Source organism: Kribbella ginsengisoli (assembly GCF_039537185.1).
In the GTDB taxonomy this organism is placed as follows: Bacteria; Actinomycetota; Actinomycetes; order Propionibacteriales; family Kribbellaceae; genus Kribbella; species Kribbella koreensis.
In genome coordinates this window covers 15,196-41,274 of record NZ_BAABAA010000010.1, presented here as the reverse complement: position 1 = coordinate 41,274, position 26,079 = coordinate 15,196, and the positions used below count along the sequence as shown (strand labels likewise).

The following is a 26,079-nucleotide window of genomic DNA, read 5'->3' as shown; positions in this document are numbered from 1 at the left end:
CCGACCGGTTAGCGTGAGTTCGTGAGCACTCCCCAGCCACCGTCGCCGCTGGACCGGTTCGAGGCCATCGGCGACGGGCTCGACAACGTCCGCCGCCGGCCCGGCTTCGGCTGGCTGCTGGCGGGCGTCTGGCTGTTCTTCCTGAACAAGCCGTTCGAGAACATCCTGAAACACGACAACATGGCCGAGCGGGTCCTCGGGCTGGCGGCGGTGGTCCTGTTCGTCATCGCCTACATGGGGTTCTTCTGGTACGCCCGCGCCCGGAACATGGCTCGGGTGAGGGCGCCGCTCGGGGTCCAGATCGGCTTCGTCGTGGTGCTGCTCGGGCTCGGGGCCCTGATGCTGCCCGCGGCCGGCGAGAGCGCGCTGACCACGCTGGTGTTCGTCGAGGCGATGGGCATGATGATCCTGCCGCTCCGGTTCGGCGTCGCGCTCGGCGTGGGCCTGCTGGCGCTCGCCGAGCTGGTGCTGCGAACGGTTCCGGGATGGAAGGACGACGGCAGCTACAGCCTGGCGATCGTGCTCGGCGGGCTCGCGGTTTTCGCCATGCGGCGGGCCATGTTGCGCAGCGTCGAGTTGGCGGTGGCGCGCAAGGAGTTCGCTGAGCTGGCGGTGCAGGAGGAGCGCGGGCGGTTCGCCCGGGATCTGCACGACATCCTCGGGCACTCGCTGACGGTCATCACGGTGAAGGCCGAGCTGGCCGGGCGGCTGATCGAGGGGCATCCGGAGCGCGCGGCCGCTGAGGTCGCTGACGTCGAGCGGCTGGCTCGCGCGGCGCTGGCCGACGTACGGGCTGCTGTTGCCGGGTACCGGGAGTTGAGTCTGGCCGGGGAGCTGGTGTCGGCACGGTCGGCGTTGCAGGCGGCCGAGATCAAGGCCGAGCTGCCGACGGTGACGGACGAGGTTCCGGAGGCGAATCGGGAGTTGTTCGCGTGGGTGGTCCGGGAGGGCGTGACGAATGTGGTCCGGCACTCCGGGGCGAAGAGGTGCACGATCAAGCTGGCCGCGCAGCAGGTGGAAGTACTGGACGACGGTAGCGGGCCGGCGCCTGGTGGTGGTGTGTCCGGGCACGGGCTGGTCGGGTTGCGTGAACGCGCCGACGAGGCCGGGGCGAGCCTGCAGATCGGGACCGCGCCGGGTGGCGGCTTCCGGCTGGCTGTCAGAGTTGGCTCGTGACGATACGGCTGCTGATCGCTGACGACCAGGCGCTGGTCCGGGGAGCGCTGGCCGCGCTGCTGGATCTCGAACCCGATCTCGAGGTGGTCTCCGAGGTCGGCCGCGGCGACGAGGTGGTCGAGGCGGTCCGGTCGGCCAAGCCCGACGTGGCGCTGCTCGACGTCGAGATGCCGGGACTGGACGGGATCGAGGCCGCGGCGGCGTTGCGCCGCGCAGTACCGGAGGTCCGGGTCTTGATGGTGACGACCTTCGGCCGACCGGGATACCTGCGGCGCGCGATGGAGGCCGGGGCGGCCGGTTTCGTCGTCAAGGACACGCCCGCGGCGCAGCTCGCCGACGCCGTACGCCGGGTCCACCAAGGCCTGCGCGTGGTCGACCCATCGCTGGCCGCCGAAACTCTCGTGGCCGGGACCAGCCCACTGACCGCCCGCGAATCCGACGTACTCCGGGCTGCCCGCGAAGGCGGCACCGTCGCCGACATCGCCCGCGGCCTGCACCTGTCCGAAGGCACCGTCCGCAACCACCTGTCCGCCGCGATCGGCAAGACCGGCGCCCGCACCCGCGCCGAAGCCGCCCGGATCGCCATCGACAACGGGTGGCTCTGACATGTACCTGAACGTCGTGGACGTCGAAGCGACCTGCTGGTCCAAGGAGCCGCCACCCGGCGAGCGGCAGGAGATCATCGAGATCGGGCTGACCGTGGTCGACCTGGTCGCGCGGGAACGGGTCGCCAAGCATCGGATCCTGGTCCGGCCGGCCACCTCGCGGGTGAGTGCGTTCTGTACCGAACTCACCGGGCTGACCCAGGACGAGGTCGACGGTGGGATCAGCTTCGCGGAGGCGTGCAAGGAGCTTGCCAAGGCCTACGGCTCCGGACAGTTCCCCTGGGCGAGTTGGGGCGATTACGACCGCAAGCAGTTCATCACGCAGTGCGACAGGACCGGGGTGCGGTACCCGTTCAACCAGGTGCACGTGAACGCGAAGCTGGTGTTCACCGAGGCGCGTGGGCTGCGGCGGCGACCGGGGATGGCGAAGGCACTGGAGCTGGCCGGGTTGCCGCTGGAAGGCCGGCATCACAGCGGGGCCGACGACGCCTGGAACATCGCGGCTTTGGTGCTTCAGCTGGTCGAAGCTGGTGACTGGCCAACGCCAGTGAATTAAGGTGTGTCATCAGGGGGCTGACATGTCGATCGAGCAGTTCAGTGGCAAAGGGCGGTTGGCGGACACCGGGGAGGGCATCACCGGGGACGAGCTGCAGTTGGCGGCGCGTAACCACGGGATGCCGCTGGAGGCGTTGCGGTACGACCTGACGCCGGCCGGGCTGCACTACGTGCTGGTGCACTACGACATTCCGGCGGCCAGCGCGACGAACTGGCGGCTGACCGTTGATGGTTGCGTCGAGCAACCACTGTCGTTCGGGATGACCGAGTTGCGGGCGATGGGGCGGCAGACCGTCCGGGTGACACTGGAGTGCGCGGGCAACGGCCGGGCCGGGTTGCAGCCGCGGCCGATCAGCCAGCCCTGGTTGATGGAAGCCGTCGGCACGGCGGAGTGGACCGGCGTACCGCTGGCCGCGTTGATCCGGGCGGCCGGGATCCGCAAGGACGCGATCGACGTGGTGTTCACCGGCGCGGATCACGGGTTCGAGCGCGGTATCGAGCAGGACTACCAGCGCGGGCTGACCGTCACCGAGGCACTCGACTCCGGCGCGATCGTCGCCTGGGAGATGAACGGCGCGCCGCTGCCGCCGCAGCACGGGTATCCGCTGCGACTGATCATGCCCGGCTGGTACGGGATGGCGAGCGTGAAGTGGTTGCGCTCGATCGAGCTGATCGACCACGAGTTCACCGGGTACCAGAACGCGGTCGCCTACCGGATCCGGCAGGAGCCGAACGAGGTCGGCGTCGGGATCACCCGGATCGAGCCGCGCGCTCTGCTGATCCCGCCGGGGAATCCGGACTTCATGAGCCGGCACCGCTTCGTCCCCGCCGGACCGGTCGTCCTGCAGGGCCGCGCCTGGTCCGGCTGGGCGCCGATCGAGCGGGTCGAGGTCAGCGTCGACGCCGGCGTCAGCTGGCAGGACGCGAAGCTCGATGCCGACAGCAACGACCTGTCCTGGCGCGGCTTCTCCTTCGACTGGGACGCCGTCCCCGGCGAGCACGTCCTCACCGTCCGCGCCCACGACGCCAGCGGCCGGGTCCAGCCGATCGAGGCCCCCTGGAACCGCGGCGGCTTCGCCAACAACTCCGCCCAGCGGATCACCGTCCTGGTGCTGTCCCAACCTTCTGCCTAGTCCGCGTGTCGAGCCGGGGTTCGGCGGCTGCCCGTCTCATGATGGAGACAGGTTTTCGTCAGCTGTTTCTCGACTTCACGGGGATGCGAGCGATGAGCGACCTTGACACCCAGATCCACCTGCACGCGCGCGTCTTCCGCACCGGCTGTGACTGGTACGCCGATATCGACGACCACACGGATCCACAACCCGACGATCCCTACTGGTACGGCTACTACTCCTCCCAGCGGGCCGCCATCGACGCGGCCTGCGAGCGGATCGCCGCCCTCAACCGCGACCGCTGCCGCCGGCTCAGCCAGCAATTGTTGTTGAGAGCAACTAGTTCCGCATGAGGTGATCACCACAGCAGCATGCTGCTGAAGCCGGCCAGGACCAGGCTGACGGCGATGCACAGCACGTACCAGTACCAATGCATGGTCCAGTCGGCGTCGGCGGCAAGGACGTTGCCGGGATCGTGCGGATCGACGTACACGCCGATCTTGTCGCCGACCGCCGGCCGCGGGTCGATTTCGTCGGCGCCGTAGATCTCGACGGTCCCGCCGTCGCCGGGGCGGGCGACCTTGATGGTGAGGTCGTGGTTCTTCGACCACTTGTCCTCGTCCACCGAGACCACGACAGCCTGCTGCACCGGCGCGGTCCGGGCGAGGCGCTCGTCGGAGCGCCCCGCCCCCAGCCCGAACGGGATGATCGCCAGCGACCCGAGCACCAGCACCAGGCCGAGAAGTCTCACCAGGAGATCCTCGATCCGGAACCGCCGCCGCCCGGCATGCCGACCCTGGCCCTCGCGCGCTTTCCCATCGCGCTCCTGCCGCCGGTACTCGCGCTGCAGCTTCCGCTCACGCTCCGCGGCCCGCTCCCGCCGCGCGACCGTCCACTGGGTCGGCTGCTCGAGGCGCTTCCACCACGCGAACCGCTCGACCAGGAGCCGTGCCGGGTAGCAGGCGCCGCCGGCGATGGCGAAGGCGACCAGTGGGCCGTCCCACATCCAGTTCGGTCGCGCCAGCCACGCGATCAGCAACAGCAGTCCGGCGGTACCTCCGAAGAACAGCAGGAGCAGGACGAGCTGCCTGCCGTACAGGTCGTCGGTACCCTCGTCGTCATCACTCATCTCGTCCAGTAGACGACACGAACCGGTCTTGGGTTCCTCAGTCGGTCACTCGGGCTTGTTGTGGGTGCTGCCGCCGATCCGGTACGGCGTACTGACGCCCTCGTACGCCAGATGCGTCATCAACCCCTCCGACGCGTGCGGCAGGTTGTGGCAGTGATCCATCCAGACGCCCGGATTGTCCGCGACGAAGGCGATCTCGTACGTCTCCTTGTCGCCCACCTCGAGGGTGTCGATCCACCACGGCGACCCGGTCGCCGCGACGCCGTTCCTGGACAGCACGACCGCATGGTGGCCGTGCAGGTGCATCGGATGCGCCTGGCCGCTGGAGTTGCCGATCGTCATCACCACGACGTCCCCCTCGGTGACCATGAACATCGGTACGTCGGGGAACTTGTGCCCGTTGATCGTCCACCACAGGCCGGGCACCCCGTCGAGAAAGCCTGCGCTGCGCCCGATCTTGTACTCGAAGCGCCGGTCGGCCTTCGACGGATCGAGGCCGAGCGGCGCCGGCGTACCGTAGGTCAGCAGATCGACGCTTGCACTTGGCAACGATCCTGCCGCCTCGCCCTCTCCCAGCACCAACGACACCGTCCCAGCCTCGAGCTTCAAGGCTCCTGTCGCGGGCATTACGGCTTCAAGGTCGACTCTTGCGCCTGCAGCGAGCGGAAACGCCGCCGTCGTCGGCGTCGGACCATGCACGTCTCGGCCGTCGACGGCGACCACCTTGTACTCCGCGCCGGTGAGCCCGGTCCGTACCAGCGTGTTGTCGGTGTTGATCACCCGGACTCTGAGCTTCTTGCCTGGGGCGACGGATAGTCGCTGCTGGCCGGTCCGGCCGTTGATCGTGCGTTTGCCGTCATAGGTGTGGATGGCCGCGATCACGTCGTCTTGCGCGCCGCCGATGACGATCGTGCCGAACAGGCCGTCGCGGACCTCCTCGCTCGACACCTGGTGTGAGTGGTACCAGTACGTGCCTTGCTGGTCGGCCTTGAAGCGGTAGACGTGTTTGCCACCGACCGGTACCGCGTCCTGGGTGACGCCGGCGACGCCGTCCTCCGCGTTCGGTACGTCGATGCCGTGCCAGTGCAGGGTGGCACCGTCCGGGACCGACTCGTTGACGAGGGTGACCTCGACGAGATCGCCTTGCCCGGCTCGGATCAGCGGGCCGGGCGACGAGCCGTTGAGGGTGAAGCCGTCGATCTGTTCACCACTCGCGAGGGTGAACTTCTGCTTCCGGGCGGTCAGGATGACGGCGACGTCCGGCTTGCCTCGGCGCGGTCCGGTCAGGTCGGTGAGGCTGGTCCCACCGTGGTGCATGTGGCCGGACATCGACGGGCCGCCGCCGTAGTCGGCGTACCCCATGTCCATGGCCGAGTAGTTGTCAGGGACGAGGCTGGTCGCCCAGAGGTACGCCAGCGGTACGAGTACCGCCAGCGTCACCCCCAGAGCGATCAGCCGTCCCCTCCACCTACGCACTGACCGGCTGGGCTGGTGTCGCTGCCCGACGTGACGCCATCCCAGCGACTGCCGCGACGGCGAGCCCGTTGATGCCGTGGAGTATTCCCAGCGCCGGCAACCCGAAGGACACGACCGCGAGCACGAACTGCAGCACCACCAACCCGAGCACGATCCCGGCCAGGGCACGGCCGCGCGGTACGTCGGTCAGGAAGGACACGATCAGGAAGACGAGCGCGAGCACGGCGATCGCAGTACCGGCGATGCTGTGATAGCTCTGGCCGAAGTTGCTGTAGTCGGCCCCGATCGTCTTCCCGTCCTCGGCATCACTCGCGACGGTGAACCCGGCCAGCGCGATCGACGCGATCTGCAGTACCACCGCCACCGCGATCGACGACGCCAGCACCCGGTACGCCGCTCTCATGCCCGTCGCTCCTGCCGACGCCGCTTAGCGATCACCACGCCAGCCACCAGCAACACCAGCGGCAGTACCGGCGGATGCCCACCGAACACCACACACCCGATGGACGCCAACACCCCAGCCACCGCCAGCACCACCAACAACGGCAACGGAACCCGCCCCAGCGGCCCCCGCCCACCCCAAGGCGGCCCGTAGCCCCGCCCACCCCACGGCGGCCCGTACTGCGCTCCGTCGCGCCCACTCCAGGCCCCCTGCCTCCGCGGGTCCTGTCCAGCACCTGGCCTGCCACCCGGCCCAGCGCCCTGCCCTGCTGCGTGCGCCGCGCCCTGGTCCTGCGGCGTCGTCCACGGCGGCCGCGACCATCCCCACGGCCCAGCCCACTGCTCGCCGTCGCCCGCCTCCTGCGCTCCAGCGGTCGGCTCCCCCGGCAGATCCGCGAACAGCGCCGCCAACTCCACCTGCGTCTTCGCCTGCAGCGCCTCCCCGACCCGCTCCTGGTGCTCCTCAGCAGTCAGCCGCCCGGCCTCGTAATGCGCACCCAGCCGCGAGACAGCCTCCTCCCGCTCCTGATCGCCGATCCGAACCGGCTTCTCCTCGTTCATGACACTCCTCGCTGTAATCGCAGTTTTCCGACCACATCGATCGTGTCGCCCACCCCCTACCCAGCGCGTCGCCTCCGCGGCTACACCTCATCTACTCCCCAGGAGGCACCTCCCCCATCAGCCGCAGTAGGACGTACTCCCTCTGGAGTACGTCACCCCAGGGACAACCCTTGCCGGGAAAACAAGCTGAACCAGGGGTGCATCTCGGGTTAGGGTCGAACCAGGTCGCACCGATGCCAGGTGCACCCGCCGGCAGGCCGTTCCGGCTCTCCAGTGTGGCGACCTCCCCAGTCTGCGCCGGGGTCGCAGATTGGATGACCTATGCCCGCGATCCAGACCGAAGCCCTGACGAAGAGCTACCGCTACACCGAGCAACGCCCAGGACTCAGCGCGGCCGTACGAGGCTTGTTCCGTCCCGACCGTCGTGAGCGGCTGGCGGTCGACGCGCTCGACCTCACTGTGCCTCGCGGTCAGGTGATCGGCCTGCTCGGCCCGAACGGCGCCGGCAAGACGACCACGATCAAGATGCTCTGCGGCCTGCTGCGACCGACCGCCGGCGAACTCGAGGTGCTCGGCCATCGCCCGTCGAAGCGCGGCTACGACTTCCTGTCGCGGATCTCCGTCGTCTTCGGCCAGAAGTCGATGCTGTGGTGGGACGTCTCGACGTACGACTCCCTGCTGATCCACAAGGAGATGTACGCCCTGGCCAAGCCACGCTTCGACCAGACCGTCGAGGACCTGTCGAACCGGCTGCAGATCCAGGACATCCTGAACATCGCGGTCCGCAAGCTCTCCCTCGGCCAGCGGATGCGCTGCGAGCTGATGCTGGCCCTCCTGCACGGCCCGGAACTGCTCTTCGCCGACGAACCGACCGTCGGCCTCGACGTCGTCGCCAAGCTCACCGTCCGTACCTTCCTGGCCGAGCTCAACCGCGACCTCGGCACCACCATCGTGCTCACCAGCCACGACATGAACGACGTCGCCGCGCTGTGCGAGCGGATCGTCGTGATCAACCACGGCCGCCCCGTCTTCGACGGCGACCTGCCGGCGTTGCGTGCCCGGTCCCACGACGGCGACGACCTCGACCAGGTGATGTCGAAGCTCTTCACGGCGCAAGCATGAGGACCGTACGGATCCTCCGGGTACTGATCGCCCGCGAGCTCACGACGACGCTGACCTACCGCTGGTGGCTGCTCTTCCTCCAACTCGCCACCGTCATCTCGCCGGCGATCTCGCTGCTCGTCTGGCGCGGCGCCATCGCCCAGGGAGCGACCCCGCCGGTCACCGAGTCGTTCCTCACGACGTACCTGGTCATGGTCGGCCTGGTGGTGATGCTGACCGCCAGCTGGACCTCGGGCTTCATGGCCGAGAGCATCCGGCTGGGCAAGCTGACCAGCTGGCTGGTCCGGCCATGCTCCACCCATCTGGCGAACATCGCCAACAACCTCGGCGAGAAGCTGATCAAACTGCTGCTCGCCGTCCCGCTGGCCGTCGGGCTCGGCATCATCTTCCGCGACCAGGTCAAGCTCCCGTCGTCGCCGGGCCGATGGCTCGCCTTCGCCATCGCGCTGACACTGGCCGGTGGCATGGCCTACACCCTGGACGTCGTGATCGGCTCGCTGGCGTTCTGGTTCGAGGACGTCACGGCCGTGAACCGGCTGCGTTTCCTGGTCTCCGGCCTGCTGTCGGGCGCGATCATCCCGCTCGCCCTCTTCCCGTCCGCCTTCGCCGGTTTCCTCGCGATCCAGCCGTTCCGCTTCATGGTGTCGTTCCCGCTCGAGGTACTGCTGGGCCACCCGACGGCCGGCAGCTTCGCCTGGCAGGCAGGCTGGTCCGCCACCTTCCTCGGGGCCGCGATCCTCACCTGGCGGCTAGGATTGCGCAGCTATCAGGGAGCCGGCGCATGAGGCGCTACGGACGGCTGTGGACAAGTTGCCTGAGGCAAGCGATCCGGCGCGACCTGCAGTTCCGCAGCCAGACGCTCATCAACGCGATCGCCTCGGCCGCCGAGCTGGCGCTCGGCCTGATCCCGGTCCTCGTCCTCACCGACCTGTCGACCACGGCCACCGGCTGGAACGGCCCGCTGACGCTAGTCGTCGTCGGCCTGTACGGCGCCTGTACCGGCCTGATGGACTGCTTCGTGACACCGAACCTGCGGCGGATCGACACCTACGTCCGGCAGGGTGAGCTCGACCTGATCCTGATCCGCCCGGTGAACGCCCAGCTCTTCGCCCTGTTGCGGTGGATGGAGCCGGCCGAGTTCGGGCGCGTCGTCACCGGCCTCGCTCTGGCGGCGGCCGGCGCGCAGGCGGCGCAGCTGTCGATCGACCCGGCGCTGCTGGCCAAGGCCGCGATCTGGCTCGTGACCGGTTTCATCGGCTACAGCCTGCTCTGGGCCAACCTCGCGTACCTCGCGTTCTGGACCGAGAGCGCGGCGCCCATCAACGATGTCGCGCAACAGGCCCGCGAAGCCGGGAAGTACCCGCAGACGTACTTCCCGAAGTCCGTCCAGCTCGTCTTGGCGACGATCGTGCCGGCCGGGCTGATCGCGGCGGTACCAGTTGGCGTTCTGACCGGTACCACCGCGGCGCTTTCAACAGCCGCGCTAGTGCTGACGGCCGGCGCCCTGCTCACCGTGTTGCATTGGCAGGTCGCCAGCCGTCGCTACAGCAGTGCGAGCTAGTCGATCGCCTGGACCTCCAGCAGTACTGCGGTTTCGGGCCACTGGGCTGGTACCTGTACGCCGACCGCGGCCAGGGCTGCGCCGTTGAGTTGGACCGTGCCGCCGTCTTGCCACCAGGGGGCCGAGTGGCGGGGTTGCGGGCCAGGCGTGGCTAGTTTGCTGACTCGGTAGGTGCGGTCCTTGTCGAGGCCTGGCAGGCGGACGCGGCCGAGGTCGGAGGTGATCGACTGGGCGACCTGTACTGCGGAGAAGACCCCCCGCGAGCCGTCCTGAGCGACTACTCCGTGGAGCAGGAAGTCGTCCGAGCCGCGGTCGGCGCGGACTACCCGGCCGGTGTGGAGCAGCGGGCGGAGGGCCTTGTGCAGGGCGACCCAGCCGGCCAGCTCTTCGCGCTCCTCGGGGGACGCCAGGCTGATGTCCCACTCGATGCCGAAGTGGCCGAAGAGGGCCGTCGACGCACGGAAAGCCAGGCTCTGGGTGCGGCCGGTGGTGTGGGCCTTCGGCGGGCCGACGTGGCAGCCGATCAGCTCCGGCGGCAGCAGCAGTTGGGTGTAGCGCTGGATCTTCTGGCGCTCCAGCGCATCGTTGCTGTCGCTGCCCCAGACGCGGTCGGTCCGCTCGAGGATGGCGAGGTCGACCCGGGCGCCACCGGACGAGCAGGACTCGATCTCGACCTTGGGGTGGCGGCGCTTGAGCTCGTCCAGCAGCCGGTACACGCCGAGCGTCTGCTCGTGGATGCCCGCCGTACCGGTCAGCTGGTTGCCGCCGTCAACGAAGTCGCGGTTGTGGTCCCACTTGATGTAGCTGATGTCGTACTCGGTCAGGATGCTGTCGATCCGCTCGAGCAGGTAGTTCCAGGCCTCCGGGATGCCGAGGTTCAGGCCCTGCTGGTGCCGGGCGGTCGGCGGCATCCGGTTGCCGGTGGCAAGGATCCAGTCGGGGTGCTCGCGGGCCAGGTCGGAGTCGGGGTTGACCATCTCCGGCTCGAACCACAGCCCGAACTGCAGCCCGAGGCCGGTGACGTGGTCGACGAGCGGGTGCAGGCCCTTGGGCCAGATGCCTTCGTCGACGTACCAGTCGCCGAGCCCCGCGTGGTCGTCGCGACGGCCGCGGAACCAGCCGTCGTCGAGCACGAACCGCTCGGCGCCGACCTGGGCGGCCGCGTCGGCGAGCGCCTTGAGCTTGTCGAGGTCCAGGTCGAAGTACACGGCCTCCCAGGTGTTCAGCACCACCGGGCGATCGGTCTTCGGGTGGGTGTCGCGCGCCCGGAGGTACTCGTGGAAGCGGGTCGACATCTGGTCGAGGCCGATGCCGTACGAGCCGTAGATCCACGGAGTGCCGTACGAGCCCTGGGGCTGGAGGCGGCCTTCGCCGGGGAGGAGCAGTTCGCCGCCGCCGATCACGGCGTACCCGCTCATGCCGCGTTCGGCATACGAGCGGTGGTTGCCGCTCCAGGCGGTGTGGACGGCCCAGAGCTCGCCGGTGCTGAAGTCGAAGCCGGGGGTTCCGGCGATCAGCAGCAGAGTGGCGTCGGCGCCGGTGCGACCGCGGCGGTTGTCGCGGATGTGCGCGCCCTGGGTGAACGCGTGCCGCTGCGGGTGCCGCTCACCGATGTGCCGGCCGGTCATGTCGAACAGCTCGGTCGCCTCGGTCGGTACCGGCAGAGCGAGCAGCAACTGGTCGACCGTGTAGACGGACGTACCGGTGTTGGTCAGCTCGGCCTTGGCCCGGACCAGGCCAGAGTCGGTCAGCTCGATCACCAGGGCCAGGCTCAGCCCGGCCTGCGGATCGGTCGCGGTGACCTGGACCGCGTTGCCGGACTGCGCGACCTCGGTGAGCTGGAACGACGCGGAGAAGTCCTGCCCGTCCCGGTGACCGTTGAGCCCCGGCAGTCCGAACCAGCCCGCGGAGTACTCCGGGATGATCGCGACCGGCTTGTTGTCATCGAGCCCGTTACCGGTCTGGACCGCACCCGCGCCTGTCCTCAGATCGGCCAGCGCGGCCTCGTCCAGCGGGCCGAGATCCGCACCCCAGTGCAGGACGGACGGAAGAGCCGGACCGGAGCAGTCCAGGACCAGGCTGACACCCGCCGAGCGGAGCTGCAGCACCTTGGCGTTCGACACTGTTGATTCACTCTGCTTTCTGATTGTTTTCAGGACGAAACTATTTCCCGCCACAGAGCAGATGTCAATAGCTTCACAGAGTTAAGTAATACCCCGCCCGAGCGCTCTCAGACAGAGATGCTCCTTCTCCGGACAGACCTGAGCCAGGCGTCGACCTTGGCGACGTTCGGCACTGCCGGGAGAACTGTTTTCTGTAAGGCGTTTTCGAGGTCGTGGTGGAGGTCGAGGCGCCAGCGTTCTACCTCGTCCCACGGGAGCTCACCTCGTTTGACCGCCAGCAGGCGGTCGCGGTTCGGGCCGACATCGACGATCAGTTCACCTTCGGTGAGGAGGGTGCGGACGGCTAGCAGCAAGCGGATCAGGTGCATGACGTGCTTCCACTTGGGCGCGCCGTCGCGTCGGTAGTCCGCTTCGATCTTCTTGAACTGGCTGAGGACATAGCCCGAGTAGGTCTGGTAGGCCAGTTGCGACAGGAAGTCTCGTCGCAGGTCGACCAGCTCCTCGCCGAGTGGCGTCTGCTTGACCACCAGCGGTGAGTGGAGCACCTCGAGCAGGTTGGGGTTCGCCTTCAGGGCGAGTTCGCAGAAGCGCTCGACCTCCCACGAGAACCACTCCTCCGCCGGCCCGTCGACATGCATCGGCGGCTTGCCGAGCGACCAGAACGCTTCGGTCGGCGCGACGTAGACGCCACGGGTGTCGGTGTCCGAGGCATCCGTGTCCAGCCCGAACGCCCGCGACCCGACGACGGCCGCATAGATCGTGTGCTCCAGCACCAGCCGATCCCCATCCGGCTGATCCACGGCAACGGCTTCACTCTGGTACGCCGTACGCAGGCTGAGCTGATCGCGTTTGGCCGTCGCCTCCCGCCCGTCGACCAGCGTGACGACGTACTGGCCGTCGGGAGTGACCCCGGTGACCCGGCCGGTCGCACCGCGTTGCGCAGTACCGCCGGCCTTGTCGCGCCGCTCCACCCGCAACACCACCTGCGTCCCCACCGACAACTGCGGCCCCTCGATCACCATGCGCTCATGCTCCCTCATCTGTTATTGACAAATGAAACTGTCAATAACAAGCTTGACGGGTGAGGTTGCTGGAGGAGCCGGAGAAGGTGCGGGCTGCGTTGTCGCCGTTGCGGCGGCAATTGCTCGACCTACTGCAGGAGCCTGCGTCGGGCACCCAGTTGGCGGCGGCGTTGGAGTTGCCCCGGCAGCGGGTGAATTACCACTTGCGGGAGCTCGAGAAGGCCGGGCTGGTGGAGCTGGTCGAGGAGCGTCAGCGGCGGGGGTGCGTCGAGCGGATCCTGCGCGCGACCTCTGGTTCCTTCGTTGTGGATCCGGCTGTGATGGGCCGGGCCTTCAGCCGTCTGGGTGATCAGTACGCGGCTGAGCATCTGGTGGAGGTTGCCGCCGGCACTGTTCGCGACGTCGCCCGGATGCAGAACGCGGCCGATGCCGAGGGCAAGCGTCTGCTGACGTTCACGCTCGAGGCGTCGGTGCGGTTCGCGGAGCCGGGCGATATGCATCGCTTCACCGATGCGCTGGCCGAGGCGGTGCGGCAGGTGGTCGAGACCTTCGACAGTCCTGATGGGCGGGCCTATCGCGTGATCGCCGGCGGGCACCCGGCGCCCCGCAGTACAGAAGGAGAGAAGGCATGAGCAAGGAGACGCCCGAGATCGTGGTGGTCGTGGCCGCGCCGGTCGATGCGGTCTGGGATGCCCTGCGGGACAAGGAGAAGATCCGGCACTGGCACGGGTGGGAGGATCCGCAGCTCGATGCCGAGATCGACCTGATCTACTTCAGCGACGGCACGGTCGAGGACGGCCACACGCTGACCAGCCCGAACGGCGACCGGTTCGTGGTGGAGCCTTGGGAGGGTGGCTCGAGGGTGATCTTGACGCGGGCGGCGTACGGGGCGAATCCGGACTGGGACGCGTACTACGACGACATCACCGAGGGGTGGATCACATTCCTCCACCAGCTGCGGTTCGCGCTCGAACGGCACCCGGGGGCAGGGCGTCGAACTTTGTTCTACTCGGGGATCGGAGTTCGTAGCGCGGGACCGGCTGAGTTGCTCGGGCTCGATGGCGCTGTCGGTTCGGAGTACAGGGCCGACGTTGTCGGTGAGGCTGTGAGCGGGTCGGTGTGGTTCCGGTCCGAGCATCAGGTCGGGCTGACTGTGGACCAGTGGGGCGATGGGTTGCTCGTGCTCAGCTACATCGCGCCTGGCGAGGAGAAGCCGTCGGGGGCTGCGATGGCCGTACTCACCTTGTACGACCTCGGCGACAACGAGCGCGAACAACTCGGCGAACGCTGGCAGGCCTGGTGGTCAACGCGTTACCCAGCTCCGCCTCAACCGGACAATGATTGACCCGGTGGTGACAGGGCGCAAACGTGCCAGCACGCTCGGTCTGTTTTCCTTGATTACCCGGGAGTACATTCTCGCTGCACGGTGACCATCACGGGGTCCGAATGGTCGCCGCCGCCCCGGCGAGGAGGCCCTTGTGCCCAGACGACTTTCCTTGACCATCACCGCACTCACCCTGACGGCCGGCAGCCTGGTCGTCACCACCCCAGCAGCCCACGCGGACGGCCCCGGCACCGGTACGCCATACGTCGTCACCGTCGGCGACTCGTACATCTCCGGCGAAGCGGGTCGCTGGGCCGGAAGCTCCAACGACTCCGAGGCACCGGCCGACGCGCTCGGCGCCCACGCGTACCACGACAACGCCGCCGGTACCGCCGAGACGATCCCCCGCTGCCACCGCAGCAAGTCCGCCGAGGCCTACATCGGCGGCGGGGTCGGCGGACTCAATCTCGCCTGCTCGGGCGCGACGACCGGCACCACGACTGGGGACAACTTCAAACCCGGGCTCGACTTCTACGACGACGGCGCTGGTCATCTCGGTCAGGCCAAGCTGCTGCAGCAGTTCGCGGCCGGGCACAACGTCAAGCAGGTGGTGGTGTCGATCGGCGGCAACGACTTCAACTTCGCGTCGGTCGTGCAGTCCTGCGTGACCGACTTCCTGACCTCACCGTCCTGGAACCCCGACTACTGCCGCGACGACTCATCCGTCGTCGCCAACTTCACCTCGGCCAACGTGACCGCGGTACGCAGCCGGATCGCAACCGCCTTCCAGAACGTCCGTACCGCCATGCGCAACGCGGGCTATGGAGACACCGCGTGGACGCTGCTCGTTCAGACGTACCCGTCCCCCATCCCTGCTGCTAGTGGCTTCCGCTACGGCCAATCCGGCTTCACCCGGCAGAGCGTCGGCGGCTGCGGCTTCTGGAACGCGGATGCAGACTGGGCCAACGCGACCGCCCTCCCCACGATCAACAGCACGGTGCGCGCCGCCATCGGCCAATCCGGCCTGACCAACACGCGCCTCCTCGAACTCCAGTCGACCTTCAACGGCCGACGCCTCTGCGAGAAGACAGTCGGCCTGTACGAAGAGGTAGGCCTCTCCTCCTGGACCCAGCCGACGGCCGTGGACCGCACCGAATGGGTCAACCAGATCCGCACGGTCACGACGGTCGGCTCCAACTACTTCATCCAGGAATCCATCCACCCCAACTACTGGGGCCAACTGGCCCTCCGCTCCTGCGTACGCCAGACCTACACCCAAAACCGAGGCGGCACCTGCACCATCGCCGGCACAGGCCTCCTCAACGCCGAACCCCGCATGACCCTGAACTAACCCCCACCGCCCCCGGCACGCGACGACCTGCGAGCCATTTGAGGGGATAACCCCGCAGATGGTGGGTTGCCTCGTCAGATACTGGCGAGGCAACCCACAAACTGAGGGGTTGCCCCCTCAAATGGGGGTCGGACGATTCAGGTGCGGCAGCTGATTTCCATGCCGTCTTCGACCGGGAACTCGGTGGTGACGTAGCCGTTGGTGGGGGTGCGGACGTAGGTGAGGTAGTCGGACATGGTGGTGAAGGTGATGTCGTCGGCGACGACCAGGGCGCCGGGGGCGAGGCGGTCTTCGAGGAGGCGTAGTACGGGGAGGCAGAGGTCTTTCCAGCCGTCCAGGAGGAGTAGGCCGATCGGGCCTGGGACGTCGGCGAGGGTGGTCAGGGCGTCGCCGGGGAGGATCTTCACCTGGTTCGCGACGCCGGCTTCGGTCAGGTTTGCTTGGGCGGCGGCGATCTTCGTCTCGCTCAGTTCGGTCGTCAGCACCTGGCCGATGCCGTTGTCGGCGACGGCGGCTGCGAGATAGATGGTGGAGATGCCGTACGACGTACCGAACTCGACGACGGTCGTCGGCCGGGCGGCCCGGACCAGCGAATAGAGCAGGGCGCCTCCGGCCGCGGAGATCGGCATGTAGATGCCGGCGAGGGCGTCGGCGCGTTCCTGCGCGGTCGCCGACTCGTAGGAGAAGCCGTCGCCGCCGGGCGAACGTACGTCGTCATCGCGCTTGGCATCCTCGAAGAGGCGGTCGAGGACCTTCTGGACCGCGGGACTTTGCAGGGTGTTGGTCATGCTCGCTAGGCTAGACGCAACGTATGGTCTAGGCAAGAGACCATGGAGGAGGCAGGACTGTGCACCACGGGAACAGGCACGGGCGGAGCGAAGAGGCGCGGCAGGCAGTCCTCGAGGCGGCCGACGATCTGCTGGTGGAGAAGGGTTTCGCGGGCCTGACGGTCGAAGGGATCGCCACCCGGGCCGGCGTCGCGAAGCAGACGATCTACCGCTGGTGGCCGTCCAAGACGGAGATCCTGATCGAGGCGTTCGTCGACGACGCGGCGCAGTACCTGACCCCGCCCGACACCGGCGACCTGGCCACCGACCTCCGCCGCCACCTCGCCAGACTCGCCGACTTCCTCACCAAGACAGACGCCGGCGCAGTCTTCCGCGCCCTGGCCGGCCAGGCCCAGCACGACCCCACGGTCGCCGACCGCCTCCGCGCCGACCACCTGACCCACCAACGCGCCCGAGACAGCCAGCCCCTCCTCAACGCAATAGCCCGCGGCGACCTCCCCGGCACCACAGACGTCGACTCCGCCGTAGAACAACTCGTCAGCCCCATCTACTACCGAGTCCTCCTCACCGGCGAGCCAGTCCCCCGCAAATACACCAACCACCTGGTCACCCAGTACCTGAGCCAGACATGACGAGGCCCCGGCAACCCATTGGGGAGTTGCCGGGGTCTCGCTTAACTCAGGTCAGCTCAGGTTCAGGCCCGTGTCGTCTACGACGAAGGAGGTCTGGAGGGAGCTGTCTTCGGTGCCGGTGAAGGTGATGGTGGACGTCGTGCCCGCGAGGGACGAGACGTCGAAGGACCGGAGCGTGTAGCCCGCGGCCTTGTTGAGGTTGGAGTACGTGGCCAGGGTGGTCGCGCCGGCCTTCACGGTCAGCTTGTCGTACTGGACCGTGGTGGTCGTCTCGGCCGTGTCGATGTGCAGCCAGAAGGACAGGGTCCCGTGGCAGCCGGCCGGGATGGTGACGGACTGGCTCAGCGTGTCGGTGTGAGTCGTTCCGTAGCCGTCGAGCCACGCCTTCTTGGCGCCGCCGTGAGCCGGCTGACTGGCGGAGCTGTCGATCACTCCGGCGGTAGCCGTCCAGGGTGCCGCCGTAGCGGATTCGAAGCCCGGGTTGCCCAGTACCTGACCGGAGCATCCGCCGCCGCCACCGGTGATGGTGAAGGTGAACGAGGTGCTACCGGATCCACCGGCACTCGCGGTCGCCGTTGCGGTGACGTTGTAGGTGCCGGCCGCGGTCGGCGTACCGGAGATGGTGCCGGTCGACGAACCGATCGTGATGCCGCCCGGCAGGCCGGTGGCCGACCAGGTGTACGGCGCGGTGCCGCCGGTGGCCGTCAGCGTGAACGACGCGATCGCGGTACCGACGACGCCGGACTTGTTGCCCGGGTTGCCGACGGTGACGCCGCCGCTGACGCTGCAGGTCGGGTCGGCGGCCTGCGCCGGAACGCTCACCGCGTCCCACGCCGCCTTGACGGTGTTGAACTCGGTGCAGCTGCCCGGGTACAGGTTCTTGGCAGCGGTCAGCGTCCAGGTGCGGTACTTCAGGTACGAGCTGCTGCTCGTCTTCATCAGCATCGCGTTGTACATGATCTTGATGGCCTTCTGGATGCCCAGACCGGTCACCGTCGAGCTGTTGCAGGTCGGCACGTTCGGGCTGCCGCCGCTGCCCTGGGACAGCAGCACGAACCAGTGGTTACCCGGACCGGCCGCCGCGTGCACCTCGGTGCCCGGGATCGAGCTCGAGTAGCAGTTGGGGTCGCCGAGCGCCGACGGGTCGTACATGTTGCGGATCGGGCCGCTGCCGACCAGGTTGACCTCTTCGCCGACCAGGAAGTCCGGCGGGTCGTACGAGGCGCCCTGGTTGCTGTAGAACTCGGTGGCCGCGCCGAACGTGTCGGCGACGAACTCCTGCGTTCCCGAACCCGAGATGCCACCCGGGGTGTGGTCGTCGATGCCGTGGCCCATCTCGTGCGCCAGAACGTCGATCGAACCGATCCAGGCGCCGGCGGTGTTCTTGCCGATCTGGACCTGGGAACCGTCGTAGTACGCGTTCTGGTCGTTCAGGCCGACGCGGATCGGCCAGGCGCCGCCCGAGCCGTCCATGGCGTTGCGGCCGAGCCAGTCGTTCAGCATCTTCTTCTCGGTCTGGGCGGCGAAGAGCGCGTCGACGCAGCCCGTCTCCTTGTTCGTACCGACGCCGTTGCCCCAGACGTCGTCCGGACCACTGAACGTGGTGTTGTTCGCCGCGTCCTGGCAGGACAGGTTCGTCGTGCCCGGGTCCTTCATCGAGTACGTGCTACCGGTCAGCGTGGTCGCCAGGGTCAGCGGGGCGGGCCCGCTGTAGACGCCCGTACCGGTGCCGGCCATCACGTGCTCCTTGGTACCGAGCACCTTGCCGGAGGCCGCGTCGACGTACACCGACAGGCTGGACGGCTCGTGGCCGTTGCTGCCGGTGACACGGGACTGCCAGGCCAGCTTGGGGGTACCGCTGAGGGCGTACACGGCCAGCGTCGGCGTGGTGCTGGAGGTGACGACCTTGAGTTGCTTGGTCGCGGTCGCCTTGGCGGTCGCGGCGCTGATACCGGCCTTCGTCGCTAGGTCGGGGATAGCGGTGGTCTGAGCGACCGAGGTTGCCTTGACGGCGCCGTCTCCGTCGGTGACGACGACGAAGTCACCGCCGATGACGGGCAGGCCCTTGAAGGTCCGCTCGTACGGGACGTACTGCAGCCCGGACGGTTCGGAGATCACGGGCTTTGCGATGAAGCTGTCCGACTTGCCGGCATGCAACGCGGCAGGACGGGCCGCCACCAGCGACGTCGCGGTCTTGGCCGCGAACGCCTTCGACTGGGCCTGTGTCGGCCGTGGGGGCGGTGCCGCGCCCGGCGCGGCGCTGGAGGCCGAGGTCCCCAGCGCGGCAGCGGTGGCTACCGAGAGGCTGAGGATCGCCAGAACGGTGGCGGGTTTACGGGAACGCTGAAACAAGACCATCGGTGTGGTCCCTTCGCGAAAATGGTGCTGGGCGGATCGCGCAACGCCGGGCTGGCAGGCAGCTGCACCAATCTCCGCCTGGAACGCACCGGCTCCCCACCCGACGTGCTGCAGGTCCTCACCTTCGTTTACCGTCCGGTAGAGCGCGCGGACGGACACTATGCCCGCGCATATTCCCCGGCAAGGCGCGGAAATGCCGCTGGCACCAACACGCCAAGTGACCACGTTGTCACGGTCCGGACATCGCTTTCCTGACCCGCTGGACAGGACATAGTCCGCCCGTGGCCGCCACTTTCCGGCGGTTTTCCTCGTGGGTCAGCGGTGGGCGGTAACGCGGGGGTGGTCGCGCCAGGCGGGCATGGTGGCCATGTAGGCGAGGGTGTCGGCTTCGATCTTCTCGCGCGGGTCGTCGGGGTGGCGGCGTTCCTGCCAGGAGACCATCGAGGCGAACCGGGTGTCGAAGTCCTGGAGGTTGCCGTCGGCATCTACGCAGTGTTCGCAGTACCGGCCGCTCTCGATCGGCATGCTGCAGCTCTCGCAGCTGGTGGTCGTGGTCATCGCGGGTCTCCGTTCGTTCGTACCAGGGTTGAGAGGGTGGTGAGCAGGCCGGCCCGGTCGCCGGGGGCCAGGGCGGCGAACGCCTCGGCCAGGGCTGGGACGCTGAGGACGTCGCGGTCAGCGCGGAGTACGGCGAAGCCATCGGGCGACAGCCACACCAGCGTGCGGCGCCGGTCCTCCGGATCGCGCTCCCGCTCCAGCACGCCCTTGGACTCGAGCTGAGTGACGATGTCGCTGACCACCGACTGCGCCCGATCCAGATGCAGCGCGATGTCACCAACCGTCAACGGCCCGGTCTGCGAAAGATGCTGCAACACTGCCCGGCTGGCCCCCGACATCTCACTCCGCTTCCCGTCCCGCCGGTGAAACCGCAGATACGTCTCCCGGAACAGATCGGCGAACGCCTGAGCGTCCTCGTCAACAGTGCTCACACGCAGAATCTCCATCGCCACCGATCCATCGTCAATCCCGATGGAATCCGCCCGGACAGACGAGAAGGCCGGCCCCCGAGGGGACCGGCCTTCTCAACTCATAGGGGTGGAGGTGGCGGGAATCGAACCCGCGTCCTTCAGCGTCGCTCCAAGACTTCTCCGGGCGCAGTCTGCAAAATCGTTGTTCTCAGCCCCAGCACTCGTGCAGACACGTTGCTGACAGACTCATTCGCTGTAAATGTCCCGCGTCAACCCCGCGACCGGGTTGACGAAGCAAGCTTCCTAGCTGAGGCCAGGAACCGGGTCGGAAGCACCCCCGGGCTGACCGCTTCTTTTAGCTCAGGCCGTCAGGCGGCGAGAGCGAAGCTCTGCTGATTTGCATCGGCAGTTATTTTTTTCCAGAGATCGTTAACGAGATAACCCTGGATCCTCGGCCCGCTTCTCATGGAACGTACGTCCAAAGTCGAAACCGTTCACCCCCTGTTGAGTTGTCAAACCTCCGCGGACCGATAGCGCTCTGACTGTCCGCAGAAGACCAACACTACCAAGTACAACCAGTCACCCGCACGTGGGATTCCCTCAGTGGATCATGCGGAGGGTGAAGGGGTAGCGGAACTCGGAGCCGAGCAGGGCCGCGATGCCGCCGATGCCGGTCAGGACGAACCAGACCAGGCCGACGAGCGGGAACAGGAAGCCGGTGAAGCCGCCGGTCACCCCGGTCACGATGCCCAGCAGGGCGAAGAGGCCGAAGGCGCTGAGCTGGAAGTTCAGCGCCTCCACCGCGTGCTTGCGGATGACCGGGTTCTGCTTGCCCGCGCCGGCCGCGACCAGCGCCGGACCGACGAAGAAGGTGGGGAACCCGAGCCAGTGGGTGACCAGCCCCATCCCGCGCCCTTCCGACTGCCGGGCCGGTAGCGGCGGCCGGGTGAAGGCCGCGGGAGCGAAGGTCGGGACGGGCCGGGAGACGAGGCCGTCGAAGGTGCCGTTCAGCTCGGCCCGGGTCCGCGACTTGAGCGCCAGCTCCAGCCTGGTGTCGAACTCGAACCGGTCCAGGCGCCCGTCGGCGTACATCTCTTGAAGAATCTCGACGGCGCGGTCCCGTTGGGCCGGCGTCACCAGCAGGTCTGAAGTGGACATGCCTTCAGCCTGCCCCGCACCGGACGGCGACCCCATAGGGTGACGCCCGGAGCGGCCCCTGAGCAGACCCCCGCCCGCCCTCAGCAAGGCCGCCGGCCAGTACTACCCCCGGCGGCGGTCGCTGAGTGCGCGCTGTGCCTCGCGGTCGGCCTGGCGCTCGGCCAGGGCGTGCCGCTTGTCGTAGTCCTTCTTGCCGCGCCCGGTGGCCAGCTCGACCTTCGCGTACCCGTCCTTGAAGTACAGCGACAGCGGGATCAGCGAGACGCCCTGCTGCTCGACCGCCTTGATCAGCTTCTGCATCTCGTCCTTGTGCAGCAGCAGCTTGCGGGTCCGCCGGGGCTCGTGGTTGGTCCACGTGCCGTGCGTGTACTCCGGGATGTGCATGTTCTGCAGCCAGAGCTCGCCGCCGCGCACCGACGCGAAGGCGTCGACGAGGGAGGCCCGACCCAGCCGCAGGGACTTCACCTCGGTCCCGGTCAGCACGAGTCCGGCCTCCACCACGTCGTCGATGTGGTAGTCGTGTCGCGCCTTACGATTCTGCGCGATCGGCTTGTGGCCGGTCTGTTTCACCATCCGACCAGTATCTCAGACCACTCACAGCCACTTCATCGGATTAACCACGTTGCCGTCCTGGTAGACCATGAAGTGCAGGTGACAGCCGGTCGAGTAGCCGGTCGTCCCGACGTACCCGATCACCTGGCCCTTCTTCACCCGCTGGCCGACGTGGACGTTGTACTTCGACAGGTGGTTGTAGACCGTGGTGATCGACGATCCGTCGATCACACCGTGTGACACGAACAACCGGTTGCCGTAGCCGCCGTTGTAGTACTTGTCCGTGACCCGCCCACTGGCCGCCGCGTGGATCGGCGTACCGCAGCCGGCGCCGAAGTCGGTGCCGTCGTGCAGCTTCCAGATGTGCAGGATCGGGTGGAACCGCATCCCGAACGGCGAGGTGATGTAGGTGTTGATCGGGTAGCTCAGCCCCGACGAGTTGTCCGGCGGATCATCCGGGATGCTCCGCGGCGGCCGGTGCTCCTTGCGCGCCTTCTCCCGCTCGGCCTTCTGGCGGGCGGCCTTGCGACGCGCCGCGGCCTCCCGCTCCGCCTTCGCCCGGGCGACCAGGATGCGCTGCACCCGGTTCCGCTCCGCGACCAGTGAGTTGTACTGCGCGAGGTCGGCGTTCTTGTCCCGCTGCGCCGCCTGGTACGTCGTCAGCTTCGCCTGGGCCAGCCGTGCCGCCTCAGCCTTGTCGGCGGCGACCTGCAACGTCAACGCGGTGACGTCCTTCACCGTTTGCGCTGCTTCGGCACGCTGCGCCGACACGGCCTTCTCGGCCGCGACCAGCTTGGCCCGCTTGTTCGCGAGTTGCGCCTGGGCGTCGTTCAGCCGGGTGATCGTGTTGCTCTGGATGCCGAACACGTTGCGCTGCACCTGGATGCCGTTGGCGACATCGGCCGGCGAGGCGCCCTGCAGCACGATCGACAGCCCGACCAGGCTGTTCTGCTGCTGGAACGCCGACTGCGCCGCACGGCCGGCCAGCCGGCGCTGCTTGTAGATCGCCAGCTCGCCGTCGTCGACGTCGGCGATCGCTGTCTGCAGCGCCGCCTCGGCCTCCCTGAGCTTGCCCGCGGCAACCTGATCGGCGGCCTTCGCGGCGGCGAGCTTGCCCTGCGCAACGGCGTACCGGATCTGGACGGCCTTGTACTGCGTCTCGGCCTGGTTGTACGCGGCAACGGACTGCGCGACCTGGTCGGTGGACTCTTTCAGGTCGGCACGCGACTCGTTGATCTGCGAGTCGAGCTGCTTCTTCTTCGCGGCGGGGTCCGGTGGGTCCGCCTGGGCAGACGGGACCACCGCCAGTGCTCCGGCGGACATTGACAGGACAACGCAGCAAGCGGCGATGACCGTCTGCCGATGCGGCGAACCGCGCAGGCGTTGCCTGGCGGAGCGCTGAACCGGTACGGCGGCGGCGCCGATGCTGTCGTCTCGCTTGATGCTCCCCCGCTTGCGCGGGTTCGCACCGGGGAAGTGCGGGACCACAGTCGACCCCTTGCTATGGGTGATGGTGACGTGCTACTGCACGATAAGTCACCCAGGTCAGACTTTGAGGTATTTCCGCGTTGTCAGGAATGTCGGGATGATCGCCAGCACCAGACCGACCACGACCATGATGAGCGTGGCCCGGAAGGTTTCGGCCGCGCCGACCCACTGCCAGACCCGGAACGTCTCCTCGGCCTGTCTCTTCACGAACAGGAAGACGCCGAGCCACAAGGTGCCGCAGGCAAGGACCGCGCCGAGCAGGGCGGCCAGGATCGCCTCCAGCAGGAACGGCAGCTGGATGTAGAAGTTCGAGGCGCCCACCAGGCGCATGATCCCGATCTCCCGTCTCCGGGCGTACGCCGCCAGCCGGATCGTGTTGGAGATCTGCATCAGCGCGGCGACCAGCAGCAACCCGGCGGCCGCCAGGGTCGCCCATTTCAGCTGGTTCAGCGCCTTGAAGAGTGGATCGAGATACTGTCTCAGGTCCTGCACGGTGTCGACGCCGGGCAGCCCGGCGACCGCGCTGACCAGGTTCTGGTAGCGCTGTGGATCCTTCAGTTTGACCCGGAAGGACTCCTGCATCTGGTCCTCGGTCACCGTCGAGACGATCGGCGAGTCCTTGTAGAGCTTCTTGAACTGATCGAAGGCTTCCTTCTTCGACTCGCCGAAGACGCCTTCGGGCGCGGTGTCCGGGTTCGACTCGATCACCTGCTTGATCCGGTTCTTCTGCTCCGTGGTCACCTCGGCGCCCGAGCAGCCGCGGCCGCCGGAGTCCTTGGTGCAGAGGAAGACCGAGATCTGGATCTTGTCGTACCAGTTCCCCTTCATCAGGTCGACCTGCTCGCGGGCGAGCAGCGCGCTGCCGAACAGCGACAGCGAGACCCAGATGGTGACCACGACGGCGATCGTCATCGAGAGGTTCCGGCGCAGGCCGATGCCGAGGTCGGAGAGGATGTAGTTCAAGCGCATCAGTCAGTCAGTCCCTGTAATCAGCCCTGATCGGCCCGGTCCGGGCAGGTCAGGCAGCGGTCAGTGCTGGTAGCCGTAGACGCCGCGCGACTCGTCGCGGACGACATGGCCGTTCTCCAGCTCGATCACGCGCTTGCGCATCTGGTCGACGATCGAGACGTCGTGGGTGGCCATCACCACGGTCGTCCCGGTCCGGTTGATCCGGTCCAGCAGCTTCATGATGCCGACCGACGTACCGGGGTCGAGGTTTCCGGTCGGCTCGTCGGCGATCAGGATCATCGGCCGGTTGACGAAGGCCCGGGCGATCGCGACCCGCTGCTGCTCACCGCCGGACAGCTCGTCCGGCATCCGGTCCTCCTTGCCGTCCAGACCGACCAGCTCGAGCACCTCGGGCACCGTCTTGCGGATGTGCGAGCGGGGCTTGCCGATCACCTGCAGGGCGAAGGCGACGTTCTCCGCGACGGTCTTGTTCGGCAGCAGCCGGAAGTCCTGGAAGACGGTGCCGATCTGCCGGCGCATCTGCGGGATCCGCCAGCTGGCCAGCCGGTTCAGGTCCTTGCCCGCCACCATGATGTGACCCTTGGTGGTCCGGTGCTCGCGCAGGACGAGGCGCAGGAACGTCGACTTGCCGGAACCGGAGGTACCGACCAGGAAGACGAACTCGCCTTTTTCGATCTCGACGTCGACGTTCAGCAGGGCAGCCTTGGACTGGCCCTCGTACGTCTTGGAAACATTCTCGAAGCGGATCACGTGAGATTCCGGCCGTGGTCGGGAACAGGGAGTGACACAACGGTGTCCACGAAGGCACCGTACGCCACCGGAGCGGCCGTCGATCAGTGTAGGGGCTCCACCAGCGTGCTCCGACAAGGCGTGCCGCACCGTCCGCTAACCGGTGTTGGAGCTCCGGTACTACGTGACGCCAAGCCCGGCCCGCGTGCGTAGTACAGGTCAGGCAGGAGCCGGGGCGCCGGGACCTGTCTCGGGACGCGCGCTCGCGATCCGCGCCACGCCGGCGTCGGGCTTGCGGCCGGCCTTGCGGGCGGCCTCCACGTGCAGCCGTGCCAACTCGACGGCCTGGCGGGAGACCTTGACGGTCTTCTTCTCACCCATCGGCACTGTCTCCCTCGATCACGTCCGCGCCCTCTTCGGCAATATCAGCGTACGCGGCCGAGCCGACCCGGTCGATCGCCACGGCGGCCGTCAGCGCGGCGACCAGGTCGTAGTCCTCGGGCTGTAACAGTTCCGATCTCATCAGTGAGCGCAGTGTCACCACACCGGCGTCCGTGCCGGCCTCATCGCCGGCGAGGATCTGCTCGACCGCCCAGCGGACCATCCGCATCGTCTCCTCGCGGTGCCGCCAGGTGTCCAGCTCGCGATCGGACTTGCGGGTCAGGTAGCCACCCAGCGCCACCCCGCCGAGCGCGATGAACGGGCTCAGCACGGTCGCGATCACGCCGATCACGCCGATCCAGGTCGGGATCACGAACACACCCCAGAACTCATCGCGTTCCTCCCAAATCCATGGTGATGGCCGGTCGATGATGCTACGAAGGACAGCACATCATCAGCCACCGACAATGCCGCCCCGCCACCGCCCGGCCGCCCGGC

General features: G+C 67.8%; 29 protein-coding genes and 1 other RNA gene. 12 read left to right on the top strand and 18 right to left on the bottom strand.

The annotated features are described in order from the left end of the window. The first annotated feature begins 21 nt into the window (after window positions 1-21). The 5 genes from ABD768_RS30625 (at window position 22) to ABD768_RS30605 (ending at window position 3,801) form a co-directional block, all read left to right on the top strand. Window positions 22-1,176 carry a sensor histidine kinase gene (locus ABD768_RS30625; RefSeq protein ID WP_344846432.1) on the top strand — a complete coding sequence of 385 codons (1,155 nt, stop codon included), beginning with the start codon at window positions 22-24 and terminating at the stop codon, window positions 1,174-1,176. Further along, a complete protein-coding gene (locus tag ABD768_RS30620; RefSeq protein WP_343980245.1) occupies window positions 1,173-1,781 on the top strand; it encodes a response regulator transcription factor in 609 nt (202 codons plus the stop codon). Before ABD768_RS30625 ends, ABD768_RS30620 begins: the two co-directional genes overlap by 4 nt. Window position 1,782: 1 nt before the next feature. Then, window positions 1,783-2,337, top strand: a complete 555-nt coding sequence (locus ABD768_RS30615; RefSeq protein ID WP_344846430.1) for a 3'-5' exonuclease — start codon at window positions 1,783-1,785, stop codon at window positions 2,335-2,337. 22 nt (window positions 2,338-2,359) lie between these two features. Beyond that, window positions 2,360-3,469 (top strand): sulfite oxidase, encoded by a 1,110-nt coding sequence (locus ABD768_RS30610; protein WP_344846428.1) that lies wholly within the window; start codon window positions 2,360-2,362, stop codon window positions 3,467-3,469. A gap of 92 nt (window positions 3,470-3,561) precedes the next feature. Next, complete coding sequence (locus ABD768_RS30605) at window positions 3,562-3,801, top strand: hypothetical protein (protein WP_343980238.1); 240 nt, start codon at window positions 3,562-3,564, stop codon at window positions 3,799-3,801. A 5-nt stretch (window positions 3,802-3,806) separates the two neighbouring features. On the opposite strand, the gene ABD768_RS30600 is transcribed toward ABD768_RS30605, so the two are convergent. From ABD768_RS30600 to ABD768_RS30585, 4 genes are read right to left on the bottom strand one after another with little or no spacing between them, the layout of a single operon-like run. Further along, a complete protein-coding gene (locus ABD768_RS30600) occupies window positions 3,807-4,577 on the bottom strand; it encodes a DUF3592 domain-containing protein (protein WP_344846426.1) in 771 nt (256 codons plus the stop codon). Between the two features lie 45 nt (window positions 4,578-4,622). Further along, window positions 4,623-6,017 (bottom strand): multicopper oxidase family protein, encoded by a 1,395-nt coding sequence (locus ABD768_RS30595; RefSeq protein WP_344846424.1) that lies wholly within the window; start codon window positions 6,015-6,017, stop codon window positions 4,623-4,625. Between the two features lie 28 nt (window positions 6,018-6,045). Further along, window positions 6,046-6,456 carry a hypothetical protein gene (locus ABD768_RS30590; protein ID WP_343980230.1) on the bottom strand — a complete coding sequence of 137 codons (411 nt, stop codon included), beginning with the start codon at window positions 6,454-6,456 and terminating at the stop codon, window positions 6,046-6,048. Then, window positions 6,453-7,055 carry a DUF1707 SHOCT-like domain-containing protein gene (locus ABD768_RS30585; protein WP_344846422.1) on the bottom strand — a complete coding sequence of 201 codons (603 nt, stop codon included), beginning with the start codon at window positions 7,053-7,055 and terminating at the stop codon, window positions 6,453-6,455. Before ABD768_RS30585 ends, ABD768_RS30590 begins: the two co-directional genes overlap by 4 nt. Before the next feature lie 321 nt (window positions 7,056-7,376). Here ABD768_RS30585 and ABD768_RS30580 point away from each other — a divergent pair, with 321 nt between their 5' ends. From ABD768_RS30580 to ABD768_RS30570, 3 genes are read left to right on the top strand one after another with little or no spacing between them, the layout of a single operon-like run. Continuing rightward, entirely contained in the window at window positions 7,377-8,177 is an 801-nt protein-coding gene (locus ABD768_RS30580; protein WP_343980224.1) for an ABC transporter ATP-binding protein, read from the top strand. Then, complete coding sequence (locus ABD768_RS30575; RefSeq protein WP_344846420.1) at window positions 8,174-8,962, top strand: ABC transporter permease; 789 nt, start codon at window positions 8,174-8,176, stop codon at window positions 8,960-8,962. The genes ABD768_RS30580 and ABD768_RS30575 overlap by 4 nt, the downstream gene beginning before the upstream one ends. Then, window positions 8,959-9,738, top strand: a complete 780-nt coding sequence (locus tag ABD768_RS30570) for an ABC transporter permease (protein ID WP_343980218.1) — start codon at window positions 8,959-8,961, stop codon at window positions 9,736-9,738. The genes ABD768_RS30575 and ABD768_RS30570 overlap by 4 nt, the downstream gene beginning before the upstream one ends. On the opposite strand, the gene ABD768_RS30565 is transcribed toward ABD768_RS30570, so the two are convergent. Both ABD768_RS30565 and ABD768_RS30560 read right to left on the bottom strand, forming a co-directional pair. Further along, entirely contained in the window at window positions 9,735-11,861 is a 2,127-nt protein-coding gene (locus tag ABD768_RS30565) for an alpha-galactosidase (RefSeq protein WP_344846417.1), read from the bottom strand. The two genes, ABD768_RS30570 and ABD768_RS30565, sit on opposite strands and share 4 nt — an antisense overlap. Before the next feature lie 107 nt (window positions 11,862-11,968). Then, window positions 11,969-12,883: a nucleotidyltransferase domain-containing protein gene (locus ABD768_RS30560; protein WP_344846415.1), complete on the bottom strand. Its 915-nt coding sequence runs from the start codon at window positions 12,881-12,883 to the stop codon at window positions 11,969-11,971. 59 nt (window positions 12,884-12,942) lie between these two features. Here ABD768_RS30560 and ABD768_RS30555 point away from each other — a divergent pair, with 59 nt between their 5' ends. From ABD768_RS30555 to ABD768_RS30545, 3 genes are all read left to right on the top strand, one after another. Next, window positions 12,943-13,515 carry a helix-turn-helix domain-containing protein gene (locus ABD768_RS30555; RefSeq protein WP_343980211.1) on the top strand — a complete coding sequence of 191 codons (573 nt, stop codon included), beginning with the start codon at window positions 12,943-12,945 and terminating at the stop codon, window positions 13,513-13,515. Further along, entirely contained in the window at window positions 13,512-14,228 is a 717-nt protein-coding gene (locus tag ABD768_RS30550) for a hypothetical protein (RefSeq protein WP_344846413.1), read from the top strand. Before ABD768_RS30555 ends, ABD768_RS30550 begins: the two co-directional genes overlap by 4 nt. Before the next feature lie 133 nt (window positions 14,229-14,361). Beyond that, window positions 14,362-15,558 carry an SGNH/GDSL hydrolase family protein gene (locus tag ABD768_RS30545; RefSeq protein ID WP_344846411.1) on the top strand — a complete coding sequence of 399 codons (1,197 nt, stop codon included), beginning with the start codon at window positions 14,362-14,364 and terminating at the stop codon, window positions 15,556-15,558. Window positions 15,559-15,695: 137 nt separating this feature from the next. On the opposite strand, the gene ABD768_RS30540 is transcribed toward ABD768_RS30545, so the two are convergent. Next, complete coding sequence (locus tag ABD768_RS30540) at window positions 15,696-16,346, bottom strand: O-methyltransferase (protein WP_343980202.1); 651 nt, start codon at window positions 16,344-16,346, stop codon at window positions 15,696-15,698. Between the two features lie 59 nt (window positions 16,347-16,405). Here ABD768_RS30540 and ABD768_RS30535 point away from each other — a divergent pair, with 59 nt between their 5' ends. Then, the gene (locus ABD768_RS30535) at window positions 16,406-16,978 is read left to right on the top strand and encodes a TetR/AcrR family transcriptional regulator (protein WP_344846409.1); all 573 of its coding nucleotides are present in this window, start codon (window positions 16,406-16,408) and stop codon (window positions 16,976-16,978) included. A gap of 51 nt (window positions 16,979-17,029) precedes the next feature. Here ABD768_RS30535 and ABD768_RS30530 read toward each other — a convergent pair whose 3' ends face one another. The 11 genes from ABD768_RS30530 to ABD768_RS30480 all read right to left on the bottom strand — a co-directional run bounded on the left by ABD768_RS30530 (window position 17,030) and on the right by ABD768_RS30480 (window position 25,954). Continuing rightward, window positions 17,030-19,336: a M4 family metallopeptidase gene (locus ABD768_RS30530; protein ID WP_343980197.1), complete on the bottom strand. Its 2,307-nt coding sequence runs from the start codon at window positions 19,334-19,336 to the stop codon at window positions 17,030-17,032. Window positions 19,337-19,651: 315 nt separating this feature from the next. After that, window positions 19,652-19,894 carry a hypothetical protein gene (locus tag ABD768_RS30525; RefSeq protein ID WP_344846407.1) on the bottom strand — a complete coding sequence of 81 codons (243 nt, stop codon included), beginning with the start codon at window positions 19,892-19,894 and terminating at the stop codon, window positions 19,652-19,654. Next, entirely contained in the window at window positions 19,891-20,340 is a 450-nt protein-coding gene (locus tag ABD768_RS30520; protein ID WP_343980192.1) for a MarR family transcriptional regulator, read from the bottom strand. Before ABD768_RS30520 ends, ABD768_RS30525 begins: the two co-directional genes overlap by 4 nt. Window positions 20,341-20,429: 89 nt before the next feature. Next, window positions 20,430-20,806: a transfer-messenger RNA gene (ssrA, locus tag ABD768_RS30515) on the bottom strand. 98 nt (window positions 20,807-20,904) lie between these two features. Then, on the bottom strand, window positions 20,905-21,462 hold the full coding sequence (locus tag ABD768_RS30510; RefSeq protein ID WP_344846405.1) for a DUF1707 and DUF4870 domain-containing protein: 558 nt from the start codon (window positions 21,460-21,462) through the stop codon (window positions 20,905-20,907). Window positions 21,463-21,564: 102 nt separating this feature from the next. Then, window positions 21,565-22,035 carry an SsrA-binding protein SmpB gene (smpB, locus tag ABD768_RS30505; RefSeq protein ID WP_343980186.1) on the bottom strand — a complete coding sequence of 157 codons (471 nt, stop codon included), beginning with the start codon at window positions 22,033-22,035 and terminating at the stop codon, window positions 21,565-21,567. A 21-nt stretch (window positions 22,036-22,056) separates the two neighbouring features. Next, complete coding sequence (locus tag ABD768_RS30500) at window positions 22,057-23,502, bottom strand: peptidoglycan DD-metalloendopeptidase family protein (protein ID WP_343980183.1); 1,446 nt, start codon at window positions 23,500-23,502, stop codon at window positions 22,057-22,059. 57 nt (window positions 23,503-23,559) lie between these two features. Next, the gene (ftsX, locus tag ABD768_RS30495) at window positions 23,560-24,471 is read right to left on the bottom strand and encodes a permease-like cell division protein FtsX (RefSeq protein WP_343980180.1); all 912 of its coding nucleotides are present in this window, start codon (window positions 24,469-24,471) and stop codon (window positions 23,560-23,562) included. A 60-nt stretch (window positions 24,472-24,531) separates the two neighbouring features. Then, window positions 24,532-25,221, bottom strand: a complete 690-nt coding sequence (ftsE, locus tag ABD768_RS30490) for a cell division ATP-binding protein FtsE (protein ID WP_328320325.1) — start codon at window positions 25,219-25,221, stop codon at window positions 24,532-24,534. A gap of 198 nt (window positions 25,222-25,419) precedes the next feature. Beyond that, window positions 25,420-25,581, bottom strand: a complete 162-nt coding sequence (locus ABD768_RS30485; RefSeq protein WP_328320323.1) for a hypothetical protein — start codon at window positions 25,579-25,581, stop codon at window positions 25,420-25,422. Further along, the gene (locus ABD768_RS30480; RefSeq protein ID WP_343980176.1) at window positions 25,574-25,954 is read right to left on the bottom strand and encodes a hypothetical protein; all 381 of its coding nucleotides are present in this window, start codon (window positions 25,952-25,954) and stop codon (window positions 25,574-25,576) included. Before ABD768_RS30480 ends, ABD768_RS30485 begins: the two co-directional genes overlap by 8 nt. Window positions 25,955-26,079: the final 125 nt, after the last annotated feature.